This window comes from Oryzophilus luti, from assembly GCF_059726245.1.
In genome coordinates this window covers 3608983-3624044 of sequence record NZ_AP040874.1, presented here as the reverse complement: position 1 = coordinate 3624044, position 15062 = coordinate 3608983, and the positions used below count along the sequence as shown (strand labels likewise).

General features: G+C 61.3%; 17 protein-coding genes. 4 read left to right on the top strand and 13 right to left on the bottom strand.

What is annotated here, in order from left to right; all coding sequences use genetic code 11:
• Window positions 1-51: 51 nt before the first annotated feature.
• Both nusA and rimP read right to left on the bottom strand, forming a co-directional pair.
• Window positions 52-1533 (bottom strand): transcription termination factor NusA, encoded by a 1482-nt coding sequence (gene nusA / locus AC6IZO_RS15520; RefSeq protein WP_497806232.1) that lies wholly within the window; start codon window positions 1531-1533, stop codon window positions 52-54.
• A gap of 81 nt (window positions 1534-1614) precedes the next feature.
• A complete protein-coding gene (rimP, locus tag AC6IZO_RS15515; protein ID WP_497806231.1) occupies window positions 1615-2109 on the bottom strand; it encodes a ribosome maturation factor RimP in 495 nt (164 codons plus the stop codon).
• A 603-nt stretch (window positions 2110-2712) separates the two neighbouring features.
• On the opposite strand from rimP, the gene AC6IZO_RS15510 reads away from it, so the two are divergent.
• The 3 genes from AC6IZO_RS15510 to AC6IZO_RS15500 all read left to right on the top strand — a co-directional run bounded on the left by AC6IZO_RS15510 (window position 2713) and on the right by AC6IZO_RS15500 (window position 5962).
• On the top strand, window positions 2713-3741 hold the full coding sequence (locus AC6IZO_RS15510) for a carboxypeptidase-like regulatory domain-containing protein (RefSeq protein WP_497806229.1): 1029 nt from the start codon (window positions 2713-2715) through the stop codon (window positions 3739-3741).
• A 146-nt stretch (window positions 3742-3887) separates the two neighbouring features.
• Window positions 3888-5393 carry an IMP dehydrogenase gene (guaB, locus tag AC6IZO_RS15505; RefSeq protein WP_497806227.1) on the top strand — a complete coding sequence of 502 codons (1506 nt, stop codon included), beginning with the start codon at window positions 3888-3890 and terminating at the stop codon, window positions 5391-5393.
• An 86-nt stretch (window positions 5394-5479) separates the two neighbouring features.
• Window positions 5480-5962 (top strand): VanZ family protein, encoded by a 483-nt coding sequence (locus AC6IZO_RS15500; RefSeq protein ID WP_497806225.1) that lies wholly within the window; start codon window positions 5480-5482, stop codon window positions 5960-5962.
• A gap of 32 nt (window positions 5963-5994) precedes the next feature.
• Here the strand turns inward: AC6IZO_RS15500 and AC6IZO_RS15495 are convergent, their stop codons facing one another.
• A complete protein-coding gene (locus tag AC6IZO_RS15495) occupies window positions 5995-7236 on the bottom strand; it encodes an MFS transporter (RefSeq protein WP_497806223.1) in 1242 nt (413 codons plus the stop codon).
• A gap of 116 nt (window positions 7237-7352) precedes the next feature.
• On the opposite strand from AC6IZO_RS15495, the gene AC6IZO_RS15490 reads away from it, so the two are divergent.
• Window positions 7353-7850, top strand: coding sequence for a DinB family protein (locus tag AC6IZO_RS15490; RefSeq protein WP_497806221.1), 498 nt, complete (start codon window positions 7353-7355; stop codon window positions 7848-7850).
• Window positions 7851-7951: 101 nt separating this feature from the next.
• Here the strand turns inward: AC6IZO_RS15490 and rplQ are convergent, their stop codons facing one another.
• The 10 genes from rplQ to secY form a co-directional block, all read right to left on the bottom strand.
• The gene (rplQ, locus tag AC6IZO_RS15485) at window positions 7952-8446 is read right to left on the bottom strand and encodes a 50S ribosomal protein L17 (RefSeq protein WP_497806219.1); all 495 of its coding nucleotides are present in this window, start codon (window positions 8444-8446) and stop codon (window positions 7952-7954) included.
• 125 nt (window positions 8447-8571) lie between these two features.
• Window positions 8572-9615: a DNA-directed RNA polymerase subunit alpha gene (locus tag AC6IZO_RS15480; protein ID WP_497806217.1), complete on the bottom strand. Its 1044-nt coding sequence runs from the start codon at window positions 9613-9615 to the stop codon at window positions 8572-8574.
• A 166-nt stretch (window positions 9616-9781) separates the two neighbouring features.
• Window positions 9782-10411, bottom strand: coding sequence for a 30S ribosomal protein S4 (rpsD, locus tag AC6IZO_RS15475; protein WP_497806215.1), 630 nt, complete (start codon window positions 10409-10411; stop codon window positions 9782-9784).
• Window positions 10412-10569: 158 nt separating this feature from the next.
• Window positions 10570-10995: a 30S ribosomal protein S11 gene (gene rpsK / locus AC6IZO_RS15470; protein WP_497806213.1), complete on the bottom strand. Its 426-nt coding sequence runs from the start codon at window positions 10993-10995 to the stop codon at window positions 10570-10572.
• Between the two features lie 120 nt (window positions 10996-11115).
• The gene (rpsM, locus tag AC6IZO_RS15465) at window positions 11116-11499 is read right to left on the bottom strand and encodes a 30S ribosomal protein S13 (protein WP_497806211.1); all 384 of its coding nucleotides are present in this window, start codon (window positions 11497-11499) and stop codon (window positions 11116-11118) included.
• Window positions 11500-11522: 23 nt separating this feature from the next.
• Complete coding sequence (gene rpmJ, locus AC6IZO_RS15460; protein WP_497806209.1) at window positions 11523-11636, bottom strand: 50S ribosomal protein L36; 114 nt, start codon at window positions 11634-11636, stop codon at window positions 11523-11525.
• Between the two features lie 78 nt (window positions 11637-11714).
• Complete coding sequence (gene infA / locus AC6IZO_RS15455; protein ID WP_497806207.1) at window positions 11715-11933, bottom strand: translation initiation factor IF-1; 219 nt, start codon at window positions 11931-11933, stop codon at window positions 11715-11717.
• Window positions 11934-12024: 91 nt separating this feature from the next.
• Entirely contained in the window at window positions 12025-12777 is a 753-nt protein-coding gene (map, locus tag AC6IZO_RS15450; protein WP_497806205.1) for a type I methionyl aminopeptidase, read from the bottom strand.
• Window positions 12761-13498, bottom strand: a complete 738-nt coding sequence (locus tag AC6IZO_RS15445; RefSeq protein ID WP_497806203.1) for an adenylate kinase — start codon at window positions 13496-13498, stop codon at window positions 12761-12763. Before AC6IZO_RS15445 ends, map begins: the two co-directional genes overlap by 17 nt.
• Window positions 13499-13564: 66 nt before the next feature.
• On the bottom strand, window positions 13565-14986 hold the full coding sequence (gene secY / locus AC6IZO_RS15440) for a preprotein translocase subunit SecY (RefSeq protein ID WP_497806201.1): 1422 nt from the start codon (window positions 14984-14986) through the stop codon (window positions 13565-13567).
• Between the last annotated feature and the right edge of the window lie 76 nt (window positions 14987-15062).

Sequence of the window (15062 nt, the reverse complement as noted above, 5' to 3'; positions counted from 1 at the left end):
TAAGCCTTCATAAAGTCCTCGATGCTTATTGGTTTGTGCCGCTGTGCGGCCTTACTGCTTCTCCGGTGCACTTTCACTCTCACCGGAATGTTCTTCTTCAGGCTGCGCCTCGGCCGGTTCGGCTTCCGCCGCGGCCTCCGCGCCTTCCGCTGCTTCTTCAACCGCTTCTTCCGCCGCTTCGGCGGCAGGCTCCACAGCCTCACCCGCCTCGCCAGCTTCCGCGGGCTGCGCCTCTTCCGCGCCTTCCGCCGGTTGCACGCCGGGGTTGAAGAAGTTGTTGACCGCTACTGAAATCTTTTCGATCGTCTTCGGCCCGATGCCCGGAATGGCTTCGAGCTGTTCGGGGTGCATATCGGCCAGACCTTCGATGGTGGTGATGCCAGCCGTATTCAGCTTCTCGATCACGCCCTCGCCCAGCTCTTCCATCAGGCTCTCCAGCGGCGTGTTCGAGCCGCCCACCAGCGCGCTCATCTGCTGTTCGACTTCCTGGCGCTTCTCTTCCTCGCTCTTGATGTCGATCTTCCAGCCGAGCAGCTTGGCCGCCAGGCGGACGTTCTGGCCCTTCTTGCCGATGGCCAGCGACAACTGGCTGTCGTCGACGATGACCTCAAGGTGCTTCTCCGAGGCGTCAACGACGGAGACGCGGCTGACCTTCGCAGGCTGCAGGGCCTTCTCTGCAAACGTCACCGGGTCCTCGTGGAACTCGATGATGTCGATCTTCTCCCCACGCAGCTCGCGGATGATCGACTGCACGCGCATGCCCTTCATGCCGACGCAGGCGCCCACGGCGTCCACATCCTTGTCGCGGGACATGACGGCGATCTTGGTGCGCTCGCCCGCTTCGCGCGCAATGGCGCGGATGACCACCGTGTTGTCATAAATTTCCGGCACTTCCGTCTGGAACAGGTTGATGACCAGCTCTGGAGCGGCGCGCGAAACCACCACCGACGGCCCCTTGGTCGCCTTCTCCACGCGCGAGATCACCACGCGAACGCGCTCGCCCACGGTGAACGACTCGAGCTTCGACTGTTCCTTTTTCGGCATCTTCGCCTCGGCCTTGCCCAAGTCGAAGATGATGTCCTGGCCTTCGATGCGCTTCACCGTGGCGTTGACCACTTCCAGCACGCGGCCCGCATACTCGTTGAAGACCGTATCGCGCTCGGCCTCGCGCACCTTCTGGAGGATGACCTGCTTGGCCAGTTGCGCCGCAATGCGGCCCAAGCCGTCGGTCGACTTCTCCTCCATCAGCTCGCCGCCGACTTCGGCTTCGGGGCTGATCTTCTGCGCCTCTTCCAGCGAAATCTGGAGGTTGTCGTCCTCGATCTCATCATCGGTGGCGGTGATGTTCTTCACCGAGTAGACGTGCACCTTGCCCGTCTCCTTGTCCATCACGCCGCGCAGGTTTTCCTGCGTCTTATAAAACTTGCGGGTGGCCACAACAATGGCGTCTTCCACCGCGGAAACCACAATCTCCGGTTCGATACCCTTCTCACGGCTCAGCGCTTCAATCACGTTGTAGAGTTCACTCGCCATATCCGTATCCTTCACCCTTGCAGAATTCACTTCGCGGCCCGCGGGCCGCAGGTTATGCGCCCGCCTCCGCTGCGGAGCGCTCTAAAACTCGGGAACCAGGTTCGCTTTCTCGATCTGCGCCAGTTCCAACTCGACCGCACCTTCACCCTGCTGCTTGGCGCGCTTTTTGCTCGCCGTCTCCAGCGTCAGGGTCAGGTGGCCGTTCTCAAACTTTGTCAGCCGCCCCTCAAAGTGGCGGTTGCCGTTGACCGGCTCGAAGGTCATCACCTTCACCAGGCTTCCCTGGAACCGCTCGTAGTCGGCCGCCTTGTACAGCTTGCGGTCCAGCCCCGGGGAGGAAACCTCCAGCAGGTAGCCGCCGCCCTTCACCGCGTCTTCCACGTCAAAGATGGTGCTGACCTCGCGGCTGAAGGCCGAGCAGTCCTCGTGGGTCACTCCCTCGGGCTTGTCGATGAAGATGCGCAGCGTGCGCGTCTTCCCCGTGCCGTGCAGTTCAAGCTCGACCACTTCCAGCCCGCTTGAAGCGGCCACGCGGTCGGCGATTTCGCGCACATGTTCCAGTGCTGTGGTTGCCATAAGCTTCTCTCGTGCGGCTTCAGACCGTAGTCATCCTGTTCAGGCCCTGATGCTGCCTGCGCTGGCCAGCGGCGGTCGCGACGCGCTCGCGCATCGCTCCCCTCGAAACTGGCTTGCCAGTCGCGTTGAAGAGGGACGAAACAAAAAGTGGGCTTCCGCCCACCAGGATACTTCGCCAAGAAGCCAGCCCGGCTTTGATACTCCACCTGGCTCGGCTGCTCAGGACGGGACTTTTGCCGCCACTACCACTCGCAATTTTACCGCAAAGGTGCCGAAAAACCAATTCTTTACGGCGCCTTTCATTGGATGCCATTCCCGGCCGAAGCGCTGCACACCACGGCGCCACCGCCGTCCCTCTGCGGAACGCGCCACCGGAGAATCTAACCGTCTAACTGGAACAATTCGGCGACTTTCGCGTCTAATAGGGGTGACCTCCCTTGGCAAGACCACGAAGAATGGCGAGGATACCTTTCGCCGTCGTGATTGTGTGTTTAGTACAATATTCGTTGGCAACAGAAAGCGAGCCAGGCAGGTGCTCACGGAAGGATCACTTTGAGCCGTACCCTATATCTTCGTTTCTCAAAATTTGCAATTGCGCTTGTTGTGCTGTGTTGTTTTGCGCTGAATTCTGCGCTGGCCCAGGCTCCTCCCCCCTCTTCGGCATCCGCCGCACAGGCCGACGCCCCATCGCAGCCCGGCAGCATTGAGGGCACCACCACGGACACCAACGACGCGATTCTGCCCGGCGTCAACATCGTGCTCCAAGGTCCCACATCCGCCGACCGCCAGACTGTGCAGTCCGGCGATTCGGGCTTTTTCTCCTTCAAGGGCCTCAAGCCCGGCGTCAGCTATAAGGTCACCTGCACCCTGAAAGGCTTTGCCTCTTGGACCTCGGACGCCATCGTGCTCACTCCCGGCCAGTTCCTCATTCTGCCCGGTGTGCGCATGCGCGTGGTCACCGAGACCGTGGTGAACGTCAACTACACCGCTGAGGAAATTGCCCTGGAGCAGGTGCACACCGAAGAAGCTCAGCGCGTGCTTGGCATCGTGCCGAACTTCTACGTTGTATATGACAGCTTTGACCCAGTGACCGGTAGCTTCACCAAGCCTGAGCCGCTGACCGTCCGCGCCAAGTTTCACTTGGCCATGCGCCTGGCGGCAGACCCGGTAACCCTGATCGGCGTTGGCACGCTGGCCGCTATTGACCAGGCCGCAGATACGCCTGCCTTTGGACAAGGCTGGGGCGCTTTCGGGCAGCGTGTTGGCGCCATTGGGGCCGACGGCTTCAGCAACATCCTCATCGGCGGAGCCATTTTGCCTTCGCTGCTGCATCAGGACCCGCGCTACTTCTACAAGGGGACGGGTTCCACCCGCTCGCGCCTGCTCTATGCCGCCTCCCACCCGTTCATCTGTAAAGGAGACAACGGTAAGTGGCAGCCCAACGTCAGCAGCCTTGGTGGCGACCTTTCGCAGGCCGCGCTCTCGAACCTTTATTATCCGAGCCGTGATCGCGGAGCGTCGCTGGTGTTCACCAACTTCGCAGTCAGCACCGCAGAACGTGTCCTGAGCGGTGTGTTGCAGGAATTTGTCCTGCCCAAGTTCACGCACCGGGGCAAGGCCCAGCAGCAGTAAGGTGCAGAGATTGCTTGCAGACGGCCGCCCAAAGCGGCCGTTTTCCGTTCCAATCGTGCACACCCACGCGCCATCTCCGGCACACACGGTTTGCACTCTTACGACGGGCTTTCTACAATAGACGGATACCCGCTGGACAAAAAAAGATGATTAACTTTCCTGTACCCGAAGCGCTTACTTTCGATGACGTGTTGCTGCTTCCGGCTGAGTCCGAAGTAGTACCCGCCGAAGTCAACACGCAGACGCAGCTTTGCCGCAGCATCTCCCTGAATATTCCCCTGATCAGCGCGGCCATGGACACGGTCACCGAGTCGCGCATGGCGATTGCCCTGGCCCAGCAAGGCGGCCTTGGCATTGTTCATCGCAATCTCACCATTGAGCAGCAGGCCGGTGAGATCGACAAGGTCAAGCGCTCTGAGAGCGGCATGATCGTCGACCCCATCACCATCGCGCCCGAACAGTTGATCGCCGATGCGCTCGAGGTCATGAAGCGTTACCGCATCTCCGGCGTGCCGGTCACCAAGAACAGGAAGCTGGTCGGCATTTTGACCAACCGCGACCTGCGCTTCGAGACGCGAACCGACATTCCCGTCAGCCAGGTGATGACCAAGGAAAATCTCATCACCGTTCCGGTCGGCACCACCCTCGAACAGGCCTCGCACATCCTCCACCAGCACCGCGTTGAAAAACTCCTCGTCGTCGATGACAAGTACGAACTCAAGGGCCTCATCACGGTCAAGGACATCCAGAAGAAACTGAAGTACCCGAACGCCGCCAAGGACGAGCAGGGACGCCTCCGCGTCGGAGCCGCCATCGGCGCCACCGGAGACTTTCTGGAGCGCGCGCAGGAGTGCGTACGCCAGAAGGCCGATGTGCTCGCCATCGACAGCGCGCACGCCCACTCCAGCCGCGTGCTCGATGCGGTTCGCACCATCAAGCGCAACCTGCCCGAAGTATCCCTGCTGGCTGGCAACGTGGCTACCTATGAAGCGGCGGCCGCGCTCATCAAGGCTGGCGCTGACGGCATCAAGGTCGGCATCGGCCCTGGCTCCATCTGCACCACCCGCGTCGTTACCGGCGTGGGCGTGCCGCAGATCACGGCCATCGCTGAGGCTTCGCGCGCGGCGCGCGATACCGGCGTGCCCATCATCGCCGACGGTGGCATCAAGTACTCCGGAGACATCACCAAAGCCATTTCCGCCGGAGCATCGGTCGTCATGATCGGCTCGCTGCTGGCTGGCACCGAGGAAAGCCCGGGCGAAACTATTCTGTATCAGGGCCGCACCTTCAAGAGCTATCGCGGCATGGGATCGCTGGCCGCCATGGCCAACGGCTCCAGCGAGCGCTACTTCCAGAGCGTGGATGATACCCCGGATCTCCGCATTGGTGAGCAGGAAGGCGAAGGCAACCGCCTGGCCAAGCTGGTGCCGGAGGGCATTGAGGGCCGCGTGCCCTACCGCGGCACCGTGGCCATGATGGTTCACCAGCTCGTGGGCGGTCTGCGCAGCGGCATGGGATACGTTGGTTGTGGCACCATCCCCGAGTTGCAGCAGAAGGCGAAGTTCGTGCGCATCAGCGGCGCGGGCCTGAAGGAAAGCCACGTCCACGACGTCACCATCACGCGCGAAGCGCCCAACTATCGCGTCGAGTAATTCACCTTTCACCGGCAGGGCCGCCCCGCGCGGCCCTGCGGAGTTCCCGCCGAGTGCAAGAACGCGCGAAATCCGCTTGGACAGCCATGCTGCTCAATTGGCTGCCGGTTGCCATCATGCTGATGATCATCCGAGTCGAATCCACCGACATGATGAGCGGCAACAACACCGGTCATCTCCTGCAGGGGATTCTGGCGGCATTACACATTCAGCTCTCCCCCGCAGCACTCGGCCTCCTGAACCTGATCGCGCGCAAGACTGGGCATGTTGTGGGCTATGGGCTGGTCGCTTACCTGTTTTTCCGCGGCTATCGCGGCAGTATCCGCTGGCGCAACGGGCTTGGTTCGCACATCCGCACCACAGAAGGCTGGACCTGGCGCTGGCGCATGCAATGGGCGCTGATGGGCGCCGGATTTGTGGCGTTGATTGCCACCCTCGACGAACTGCACCAGATGACAATCCCCTCGCGCACCGGCACCGTGCATGACATTGTGCTCGATACCGTCGCTGGCGTGGTCTTCCTCTCCGTCTGCTGGCTCTGGAACTTTCTCCGCAGCCGCACGGCCTGAACTTTTATCGTGGCAGCCTTGAACATCTGACGCTAGGCTTCTGCCCGCCGCGCCCTTCGAATCACGTCTGGCGCAGCCAGCAGCATGGCCGCCGACACCAGCGCCAGCCCCGCGGAAAACGCGAATGGCACGCGTGCGCCAAATTGCTTCCATAGCGCGCCGGTCAGCACGCTGCTCAGCAGGATGGCCACGCTGGTCGTGAAGTCGAAGATACCGAAGGCTCCACCGCGCAGCTCGCTCGGCACCGCGTCCACAATCACAGCCTTCAGCACCGGCGCCGTCAGCGCGTAGTAGATGCCGTATCCGCCCATCGCCACAAATACCAGCCACGGATGCATACCCACGGCGAATGCCGCGTAGGTTACGGCGAAGACCAGCATGCCGGCGCTCACAATCCAATAACGCCAGCGCGAAACACCCGACTGCCGCGCCGCGCGGTCGCTCAACCAGCCAGCAGGCCAACTGAACAACGTGTAGGTGATGTTGAATACCAGCCCGATCAGCGGCGTCTGGTAGGCGGGCACGCCCAGTGACTGCGCGCGCAGCACTAGAAACATGTCGCTGGAGTTGCCAATGGAAAACAACGCCACGGCCACCAGCACGTAGCAGAAACCAAAGCCCAGCTTGCGCGGCGAGGCAAAGCTCGCCTTCTTGCTCTTGACCGAGGGATCGTGCTCGGTCTCACGCAGGCCGAAGGCGACGATCAGCACCGTCAGCAGGCCCGGAACGGCGGCGGCCCAGAAGACGGCGCGCGGCCCGTAGTGGTGTCCCCAGGTGGAAGCCATGATGGCCAGCGCGGCCAGCGGCCCCAGGATGGCGCCGGCTGAATCCATCGCCTGCAGCAGCCCGAAGGCCGAGCCCACCTTGTCGCGCGGCACCGAGTCTGCAAGCATCACGTCGCGCGGTGCGCTGCGCACGCCCTTTGCCAGCCGGTCGGCAAACCTCACGCCAAAGACATGCCATGCGCTCGTTGCCCAGCCCAGCAGCGGCTTGGCCGCGTTGGCCACAATGTAGCCAGCCACCACCAGCGGCTTGCGGCGGCGCAGATGGTCCGTGATCAGTCCGCTGAACAACTTTGTGAATGACGCAATGCTCTCCGCCAGGCCTTCGATCATGCCCAGCACCGCTGGCCCCGCGCCGATTGTGCCGAGGAACGCCGGCAGAATCCAGTAGGCCATCTCGCTCGCCGTGTCATTGAACAGCGACGTGGCGCCAAAGATGTGTACGTTGCGCGGCTGCCGCGGAACCTCTTCCTCCGTCTGCTTCTCAACCATGCTTTCTATTCTAGTCGCCCGGTGTTTCATTTTTGTTTCGGCTGTAACGCCCGCCTCCGTGCACTCGCGTATACTTGCGGGTTGCCCATGGGCAAAGCAAGAAGGAGGACCTGCGAATGTCTCTGAATGAGCTGTTGTTGCGGGAGTATGACAACGAGATGGCCATGACGCGCAAGACGCTGGAGCGCGTTCCCGCCGAACACTGGGACTGGAAGCCTGACGCGAAATCCGGCAGCTTTGGCTGGCTCGCCGGACACGTTGCCACCCTGCCCGACTTCATCATCGGCACCCTGACAACCAGCGAGATCGACTTCGACAAACCGATGGACTATCCGAAGGTCGACAGCCACGCCGAACTGCTTTCCACCTTCGACAAGCTGGTGCCCGTCGCACGCGACCTGCTTAGCAAGGCCACCGACGCCCAACTGGCCGAAACCTGGACGCTGCGTCAGGGCGAGAAAGTTTACTTTGCGATGCCCCGCTATGACGTGCTGCGCGGCATGTGCCTGAACCACCTGGTTCACCACCGCGCCCAGTTGACCACTTACCTGCGCGCGCACGGCATCCCGGTGCCCGCGCTCTACGGCCCCTCCGCCGACGAGCCGATGCTCTAGGTTTCCCGCAAAAAGCAATGGCCGTGCTTTCGCACGGCCATCTGTGATTCTTAGCCCTACAACGTGTGGAGCACTTCTCTCCCGGCGCGGCCGGGCGGGAGTTACTCGGACTTCTTTTCGTCGGCCGGGGCTGCCTCTGCGGCGGCCTGGGCGTTGGCTTCTTCCATTGCCTTGCGCGTTTCTTCGGCGCGCTTGGCACGGGCTTCGGCACGCTTTTCGCGCTTGGCGTCAATGGTCTTCTCGCTGCCGAGAATCTCAATGAACGCCTTTTCGCCGCCATCGCCGCGGCGGAAGCCGGTCAGCGTGATGCGGGTGTAACCGCCGTTGCGGTCGCCGAAGCGCGGCCCGATGGAGGCAAACAGCTTGTCGACCGACTCGGGCGTCAGCAGGAAGGCTGCCGCCTGACGGCGCGAGTGAACGTCGCCCTTCTTGGCCAGGGTGATCATTTTTTCCACGTGCGACCGCATGGCCTTCGCCTTCACCACGGTGGTCTCAATGCGCTCCTCGACGATCAGCGAGGTGACGAGGTTGCGCAGCAGAGCGCGGCGGTGCGAAGTATTGCGGCCCAGTTTCCAACCAGCTACACGATGACGCATAGTTCAATCCTTGATGACGACCAGCGCGCAGGCTGGTTCAATTCTGTAATCCGGCCCCGAGGGGCCAACTGCACGATCTTGCGGCTGCCGCAGGCCTGCGCGCGCGGCAGCCAAACCCTTGTGGCCTAGAAGCCGCCGCCGAAACCTTCTCCGCCGCCGAGCGGCGAAACCGGACCGGTGGTGCCGGGAGCGGCGGGCACGGCGTTGCCATGCTCGTCGATCTTCATGCCCAAGCTCAGCCCCATCGAGGACAGGATTTCCTTGATCTCGTTGAGGGACTTGCGGCCGAAGTTCTTCGTCTTCAGCATCTCGGCTTCGGTCTTCTGCACCAGTTCGCCGATGGTCTGAATGTTGGCGTTCTTCAGGCAGTTGTAGCTGCGGACCGACAGCTCCAGCTCTTCGACCGAACGGTTGAGGTTCTCGTTGCGGATTTCGGGCTTGCTCATGTCCGTTCCGCTGGCGGCCTCAACTTCTTCCTCGAAGTTGATGAAGATGTTCATGTGGTCCTTCAGCAGCTTGGCTGCCAGGCCCACGGCGTCCTGCGGGGAAACCGAACCGTTCGTCCAGACTTCGATTGCCAGCTTGTCGTAATCGGTGATCTGGCCGAGGCGGGCAGCCTCAACCGAGTAGTTCACCTTGCGCACCGGCGAGTGCACCGAGTCGATGGGAATAAAGCCCAGTCCCAGGTCCTCGTCGAAGTTCTTGTCGGCCGAGACATAGCCGCGCCCCTTCTTCAGGCGCATCTCCATGTCCAGCTTGCCGCCTTCGCTGATGGTCGCGATGTAGACGTCCTTGTCCAGCACCTCGACATCGCCGTCGGCTTCAATCATGCCGCTGGTGATGACGCCCGGCTGGTCGGCGCGCAGGTAGATCGCCTTGGGCGCGTCGCCCGCCAGCTTGAACGGAATCTGCTTCAGGTTGAGGATGATGTCGGTGGCGTCCTCAACCACGCCCGGAATCGACTGGAACTCGTGCAGCACGCCTTCAATCTTGACGGCGGTGACGGCGGCGCCCTCAATCGAGCTCAGCAGCACGCGGCGCAGTGCGTTGCCAATCGTGGTGCCGAATCCGCGCTCGAACGGCTGAGCCCAGAAGTGACCGTACTTGTCGGTCAGTGACTCGCTGTCAAACGCCAGGCGCTTCGGCTTTTGGAAACCTTTCCAGAGCATTCTTTTCTCCTTGTTCTTCAACCATGCGGCACGGCTCCCGCTTGGGGGCCGGCGGATCTGGTCGAGAGTAAGGTGAGCGGCGGCGTGAGCCACCGCTCAAGTTCTTGTCGGACTGCGCGAACCGCCATTCGTGCGGGGTTCGCACCGCTGTACTGCGCGCCTACGGCTACTTGCTGTACAGTTCGACGATCAACTGTTCGTTGACCGGGATGTTGATGTCTTCGCGCTTGGGCAGAGACAGAACGCGGCCCTTGAAGTTGTCGCGGTCAATCTCCAGCCAGGTCGGCTGCTGCTGTCCGCCGGCGAATTCCTTCGCGGCTTCGATCGTTGGGATCTTGCGGCTGCCTTCGCGAACGACGATTTCATCGCCCACGTTCACCTGGAAAGATGGAATGTTCACCTTGCGGCCGTTCACGGCGATGTGGCCGTGGCGCACAAGCTGGCGTGCCTGGCGGCGGGCAACGGCAAAGCCGAGGCGGTAGACAATGCTGTCCAGACGACGCTCGAGCTGCTGCAGCAGGATTTCGCCGGTCACGCCCTTGGTGCGGGCGGCCTTCTCGAAGTAATTGCGGAACTGGCCTTCCTGCGCAAAGTACATGCGCTTGGCCTTCTGCTTCTCGCGCAGCTGCAGGCCGTAACCCACAACCTTCGCCTTGCGGTCCTTGCCATGTTGTCCGGGAGCGAAATTCCTCTTCTCAACCGGACACTTGTCGGTGAAGCACTTGGCGCCCTTCAGGAACAGCTTGGTTCCCTCGCGGCGGCACAGGCGGCATACGGCATCTTTGTAACGAGCCAACTTACCTTCTCCTTCGGGCTGGGGATCGGTTTACGGGAGTTGGCCTCCCTTCAGTCCCGATCAGTCAATGTCGAATCGTCTCAAACGTTGCGGCTTCGCGGGTCGGGGTTTGCGAGCTGAGGCAAACCACTTGGGCGCGGGAAGCAGTCAACGTGAAACTACACGCGGCGGCGCTTCGGCGGACGGCAGCCGTTATGCGGAACCGGCGTGGTGTCCTTGATCGAGCGAACGTCGATACCGGCGGCGGCCAGCGCACGGATGGCCGATTCACGGCCGCTGCCCGGACCGCTGACGCGAACGTCAACCGAGCGAAGACCATGCTCGCGAGCCATGTTGGCGGCGTTCATCGCTGCCTGCTGCGCGGCAAACGGAGTGCCCTTGCGCGAACCGCGGAAGCCGAGCGAGCCCGAGCTCTTCCACGAAATCACGTTGCCGCTGGGGTCCGAGATGGTAACGATAGTGTTGTTGAAGGACGCGTTGACCGTCACGATTCCGTGAGGAATGTGCTTGCGCTCCTTCTTCTTGAACTTCTTTCCGGTCTTGCCCTTCTTGTCCGCCGCGGCGGATCCTGCTGCTTTTGCCATAGACTCTCAGTTTCCTGTCATTGCCGGAGCCGCACTGCCTGAGGCTTCTGCTGCTCCGTTCCAATTTCTCGCCTGCCCATACCTGCCGTTGGCGCGGGTTGCGGGCCGGACTGTGATGGCTTACTTCGCCGTGGCCTTCTTCTTGTTGGCCACCGTGCCCTTGCGCGGTCCCTTGCGGGTGCGGGCGTTGGTGTGCGTGCGCTGTCCGCGAACGGGCAGGCTGCGACGGTGCCGATTTCCACGGTAGGAGCCGATTTCGATCAGGCGCTTGATGTGCAGCGAAATGTTCTTACGCAGATCGCCTTCGACCGCTTCGCCTTCTTCGATGACCTGACGGATGCGATTGACTTCCTCTTCGCTCAGGTCGGAAACCTTCTTGATTGCATCGACGTTGGCCGCCGCCAGAATCTTGGCGGCGCGCGTGTCACCGATGCCGAAAATGTAAGTCAGCGCGATCTTGGCCTGCTTGTTACGAGGAAGATCGACGCCTGCAATACGTGCCATGTGGTTCCTTTACTCCCGCCAGCTCAGCCCTGGCGCTGCTTGTGTTTCGAGTTCTCGCAGATCACGCGCACCACACCGTGGCGGCGGATGACCTTGCACTTGTCACAAATCTTCTTGACCGAAGCCCGTACCTTCATGATCTTTTCCTGCTTTTCTGCATTCTCAGTTCCCAGCGAACTGAGAACTGCATTCGGCGAGCGTTCGCCAAAAGCTTGTTATTTATACCGGTACACGATGCGTCCCCGGTTCAGGTCGTACGGCGACAGTTCCACCGCCACCCGGTCCCCGGGAAGAATACGGATGAAGTTCTTGCGCATCTTGCCGGAGACATGGGCCAGCACTTCGTGGTTGTTCTCCAGCTTCACCTTGAACATCGCATTGGGCAGCGGTTCGATCACCACTGCCATCACTTCAATCGCGTCTTCCTTGCTCATGCATCTCCGAAAAATTGTCCTGGGGCCTGTTTCCCAGTTCCCAGTTGGGCATGCGTGCAACACGCTTGCAGGGCCGCCCTGGCCCTTTCTTTTAAACCGTCAGAATCACCGGACCATCTTTGGTGATTGCGACGCTGTGTTCAAAGTGGGCGCTCGGCTTGCCGTCTTCGGTCACCGCCGTCCACTTGTCGCCCAGCACCCGCACGCCGTAGCTGCCGGCGTTGACCATCGGCTCGATGGCTAGCACCATGCCTTCACGCAGCTTCAGTCCGTGATTGCGCTGGCCGTAGTTGGGAACCTGAGGATCCTCATGCATCTTGGTGCCGATGCCGTGCCCCACAAAGTCCCGAACCACGCTGAACCCGTTGGCCTCGACGTATTCCTGCACCGCCGCGCCAATGTCACCCAGCCGGTTGCCGACCCGGGCCTCTTCAATGCCCTTGTACAGCGACTGCTCGGTGACTTCGATCAGCTTGCGCTTCTCGTCCGTCAACTCGTCGCCCACCGGAACGGTGATCGCCGAATCTCCGAAGTAGCCGTCCATCACCACGCCGAAGTCGATCGACACAATGTCGCCCGCCTTCAGTACGCGATGCTCGGACGGAATTCCGTGCACCACTTCCTCGTTGACCGAGGTGCACAGCACGCAGGGGTAGTCGTAATACCCCTTGAATGCCGGCTTCGCGCCCAGTTCGCGCGTTTTCTTTTCCGCCACGCGCTCCAGGTCCATTGTGGTCAGGCCCGGTGCGATCATTTCCTTCATCGCGTCCAGTACCTGGCGCACCACGTGACCGCTGCGCCGCATCCGCTCAATTTCGCCCGACGACTTACAAACGATTGCCATTCTCGATCGCTGCCACCATCTCCGCCGTGACCTGCTCCGGCGCTTGGTCGGCATTTACCACTCGCAGACGTCCACGCCTCTGGTAGTAATCCACCAGCGGCAGCGTCTGCTCCTCATAGGTCTTCAATCGCTCGGCAATGACCTCGTCTCGGTCATCCTTGCGCGTGATAAGCCCGCTCCCATCGACATCACAGATGCCGGGGGTCTGTGGCGGCTGAAAATGAACGTTGTAAATCCGTCCGCAGGTGGGACAACTACGACGTCCGGTAAGCCTTTGCAATAGAGCATTATACTCTACTGCAAACTGCACCACAATGGGCGCCCCGAAGGCCTGCCCGTTCTCAAAGAACTGGGTAGTCAGGAACTGGTCCAGCCACTCGGCCTGACCGACTGTCCGCGGGAATCCGTCGAGGATATACCCCGCCTTGCAGTCCGGCTCAGCCAGCCGGTCGGCCACCATGTCGCAGACCAGCGTATCGGGAACCAGCTCCCCGGCGCTCATGATCTGCTTGGCTTTCTGGCCCAGTTCCGTACCCTTGCTTACGTTCGCCCGGAGAATATCTCCGGTTGAGATCTGAGGGATGCCGTATTGCTCGGCGATGATCTTCGCCTGTGTTCCCTTGCCGGCCCCCGGCGGTCCCAACAGAATCAGCATTCCGACCTGTTTGGTCTTTGTAGTCACCGTCGGTTCCACCTCAGGTCTCATAGTCGTAGTAGCCATCCGATTTCCTCCAGGTGCAAAACAGCCTTCTGCTGCCCAGCCCCAAAGTTCACGACTCTACCACGATTACCACGTGCGGCGACCCCTAATTCTTCCACTCCGCGGTGTAAATCCTTCGTAATGCCGCATGATCAACTGCGACTCAATCTGGTTGACCGTATCCATGGCAACGCCCACCACGATCAGCAACGACGTGCCGCCGAAGTAGAAGTTGACACCCAAGCCGTTCAGGATGAAGCCCGGCAGGTGGTCAAAGAACCGGCCGACCGCGCCATACAGATGGTTCAGGTGGAAGCCGGCGATCATCCATTCCGGAATGATCGAGATCACGATCAGGTACAGTGCGCCCACCAGGGTGATGCGCGTCAGCACGTCGTTGATGAAGTTCGCCGTGCGCTGTCCCGGACGGATACCCGGAATAAATCCACCGTACTTCTGCATGTTGCTCGAAACGTCATTCGGGTTGAAGACGATCGAGACATAGAAGAAGGCGAAGAAAATGATGCCCAGCGCGTAGAGCAGCGTGTACAGCGGCTCTCCCCAGCGCATTGCATCCATGACCTTCTCGAGAACCGAGCCTACGTACCAGGCCTTGTTCTTCAGCATCAGGGCCACGGTCTGCGGCAGCGCCAGCACGGAGCTGGCAAAGATGACCGGCATCACGCCGCCGGAGTTGACCCTCAGCGGCAGATGGGTCGACTGCCCGCCCATCATCTTGCGGCCCACCACGCGCTTGGCGTACTGAACCTGAATGCGGCGCTCGCTGCGCTCCACGTAAACGATGAAGGCCACCACGGCAATCATGATCACCAGAAGGATCAGCAGGCCGAGGAAGCTGAACGAGCCCATGCCCGCCAGCGAACCGTTCTTCACCTTGTCAACCAGGTCGGCAATGCCGTGCGGCAGGCCCACCACGATGCCGGTGAAGATCAGCAGCGACATGCCGTTGCCGATGCCGCGTTCGGTGATCTGCTCGCCCAGCCACATGATGAAAGCCGAGCCGGTGGTCAGGGTCAGAACCGTCATCAGCACAAAGCCGATGCCCGGGTTGATGACCAAGCGCTCACCGCTTGCTCCGGCCGCCTGCAGCATATTGGCAATGGCCAGCGACTGGAAGACGCTGAGGATGACCGTCAGATAACGGGTCCACTGCGTGATCTTCTTGCGGCCCAGTTCACCTTCCTTCTGCAAGCGCGCCAGCGGCTCGTAGACCACGGTAAGCAACTGCAGAATGATCGAGGCGGTGATGTAGGGCATGATGCCCAGGGCGAAGATGGTCAGACGGCGCAGGTTACCGCCGCTGAACAGATCCACGAAGCCCAGCACCGAACCCTTTTGCATATCGAACAGACGCTGCAACGCGGCCGTGTCAATGCCGGGGGTGGGAAGGTGGGCGCCGATGCGATAGACCGCCAGCAGCGCGAGCGTGAAGATCACGCGCTTGCGGAGATCTGGAATCCTGAAGATGTTCGCCAGCTTCTCGAACATAGTTATAAGGGCCTCATCTTTTCCGGCCCGGGGTCACCCGGGCCGGGAATCTTCGCCTCTGGCGGGCGAAGGGATT

Excerpts from the sequence above, each read along its gene's own strand:
- AC6IZO_RS15480 (WP_497806217.1), bottom strand. The coding sequence starts at position 9,615 with ATGCTCTGGAAAGGTTTCCAAAAGCCGAAGCGCCTGGCGTTTGACAGC.
- AC6IZO_RS15500 (WP_497806225.1), top strand. The coding sequence starts at position 5,480 with ATGCTGCTCAATTGGCTGCCGGTTGCCATCATGCTGATGATCATCCGA.
- infA (WP_497806207.1), bottom strand. The coding sequence starts at position 11,933 with ATGAGCAAGGAAGACGCGATTGAAGTGATGGCAGTGGTGATCGAACCG.
- rimP (WP_497806231.1), bottom strand. The coding sequence starts at position 2,109 with ATGGCAACCACAGCACTGGAACATGTGCGCGAAATCGCCGACCGCGTG.
- AC6IZO_RS15445 (WP_497806203.1), bottom strand. The coding sequence starts at position 13,498 with ATGGCTACTACGACTATGAGACCTGAGGTGGAACCGACGGTGACTACA.
- map (WP_497806205.1), bottom strand. The coding sequence starts at position 12,777 with ATGGCAATCGTTTGTAAGTCGTCGGGCGAAATTGAGCGGATGCGGCGC.
- secY (WP_497806201.1), bottom strand. The coding sequence starts at position 14,986 with ATGTTCGAGAAGCTGGCGAACATCTTCAGGATTCCAGATCTCCGCAAG.
- guaB (WP_497806227.1), top strand. The coding sequence starts at position 3,888 with ATGATTAACTTTCCTGTACCCGAAGCGCTTACTTTCGATGACGTGTTG.
- rpmJ (WP_497806209.1), bottom strand. The coding sequence starts at position 11,636 with ATGAAGGTACGGGCTTCGGTCAAGAAGATTTGTGACAAGTGCAAGGTC.
- rpsM (WP_497806211.1), bottom strand. The coding sequence starts at position 11,499 with ATGGCACGTATTGCAGGCGTCGATCTTCCTCGTAACAAGCAGGCCAAG.
- rplQ (WP_497806219.1), bottom strand. The coding sequence starts at position 8,446 with ATGCGTCATCGTGTAGCTGGTTGGAAACTGGGCCGCAATACTTCGCAC.
- rpsK (WP_497806213.1), bottom strand. The coding sequence starts at position 10,995 with ATGGCAAAAGCAGCAGGATCCGCCGCGGCGGACAAGAAGGGCAAGACC.
- nusA (WP_497806232.1), bottom strand. The coding sequence starts at position 1,533 with ATGGCGAGTGAACTCTACAACGTGATTGAAGCGCTGAGCCGTGAGAAG.
- AC6IZO_RS15490 (WP_497806221.1), top strand. The coding sequence starts at position 7,353 with ATGTCTCTGAATGAGCTGTTGTTGCGGGAGTATGACAACGAGATGGCC.
- AC6IZO_RS15495 (WP_497806223.1), bottom strand. The coding sequence starts at position 7,236 with ATGGTTGAGAAGCAGACGGAGGAAGAGGTTCCGCGGCAGCCGCGCAAC.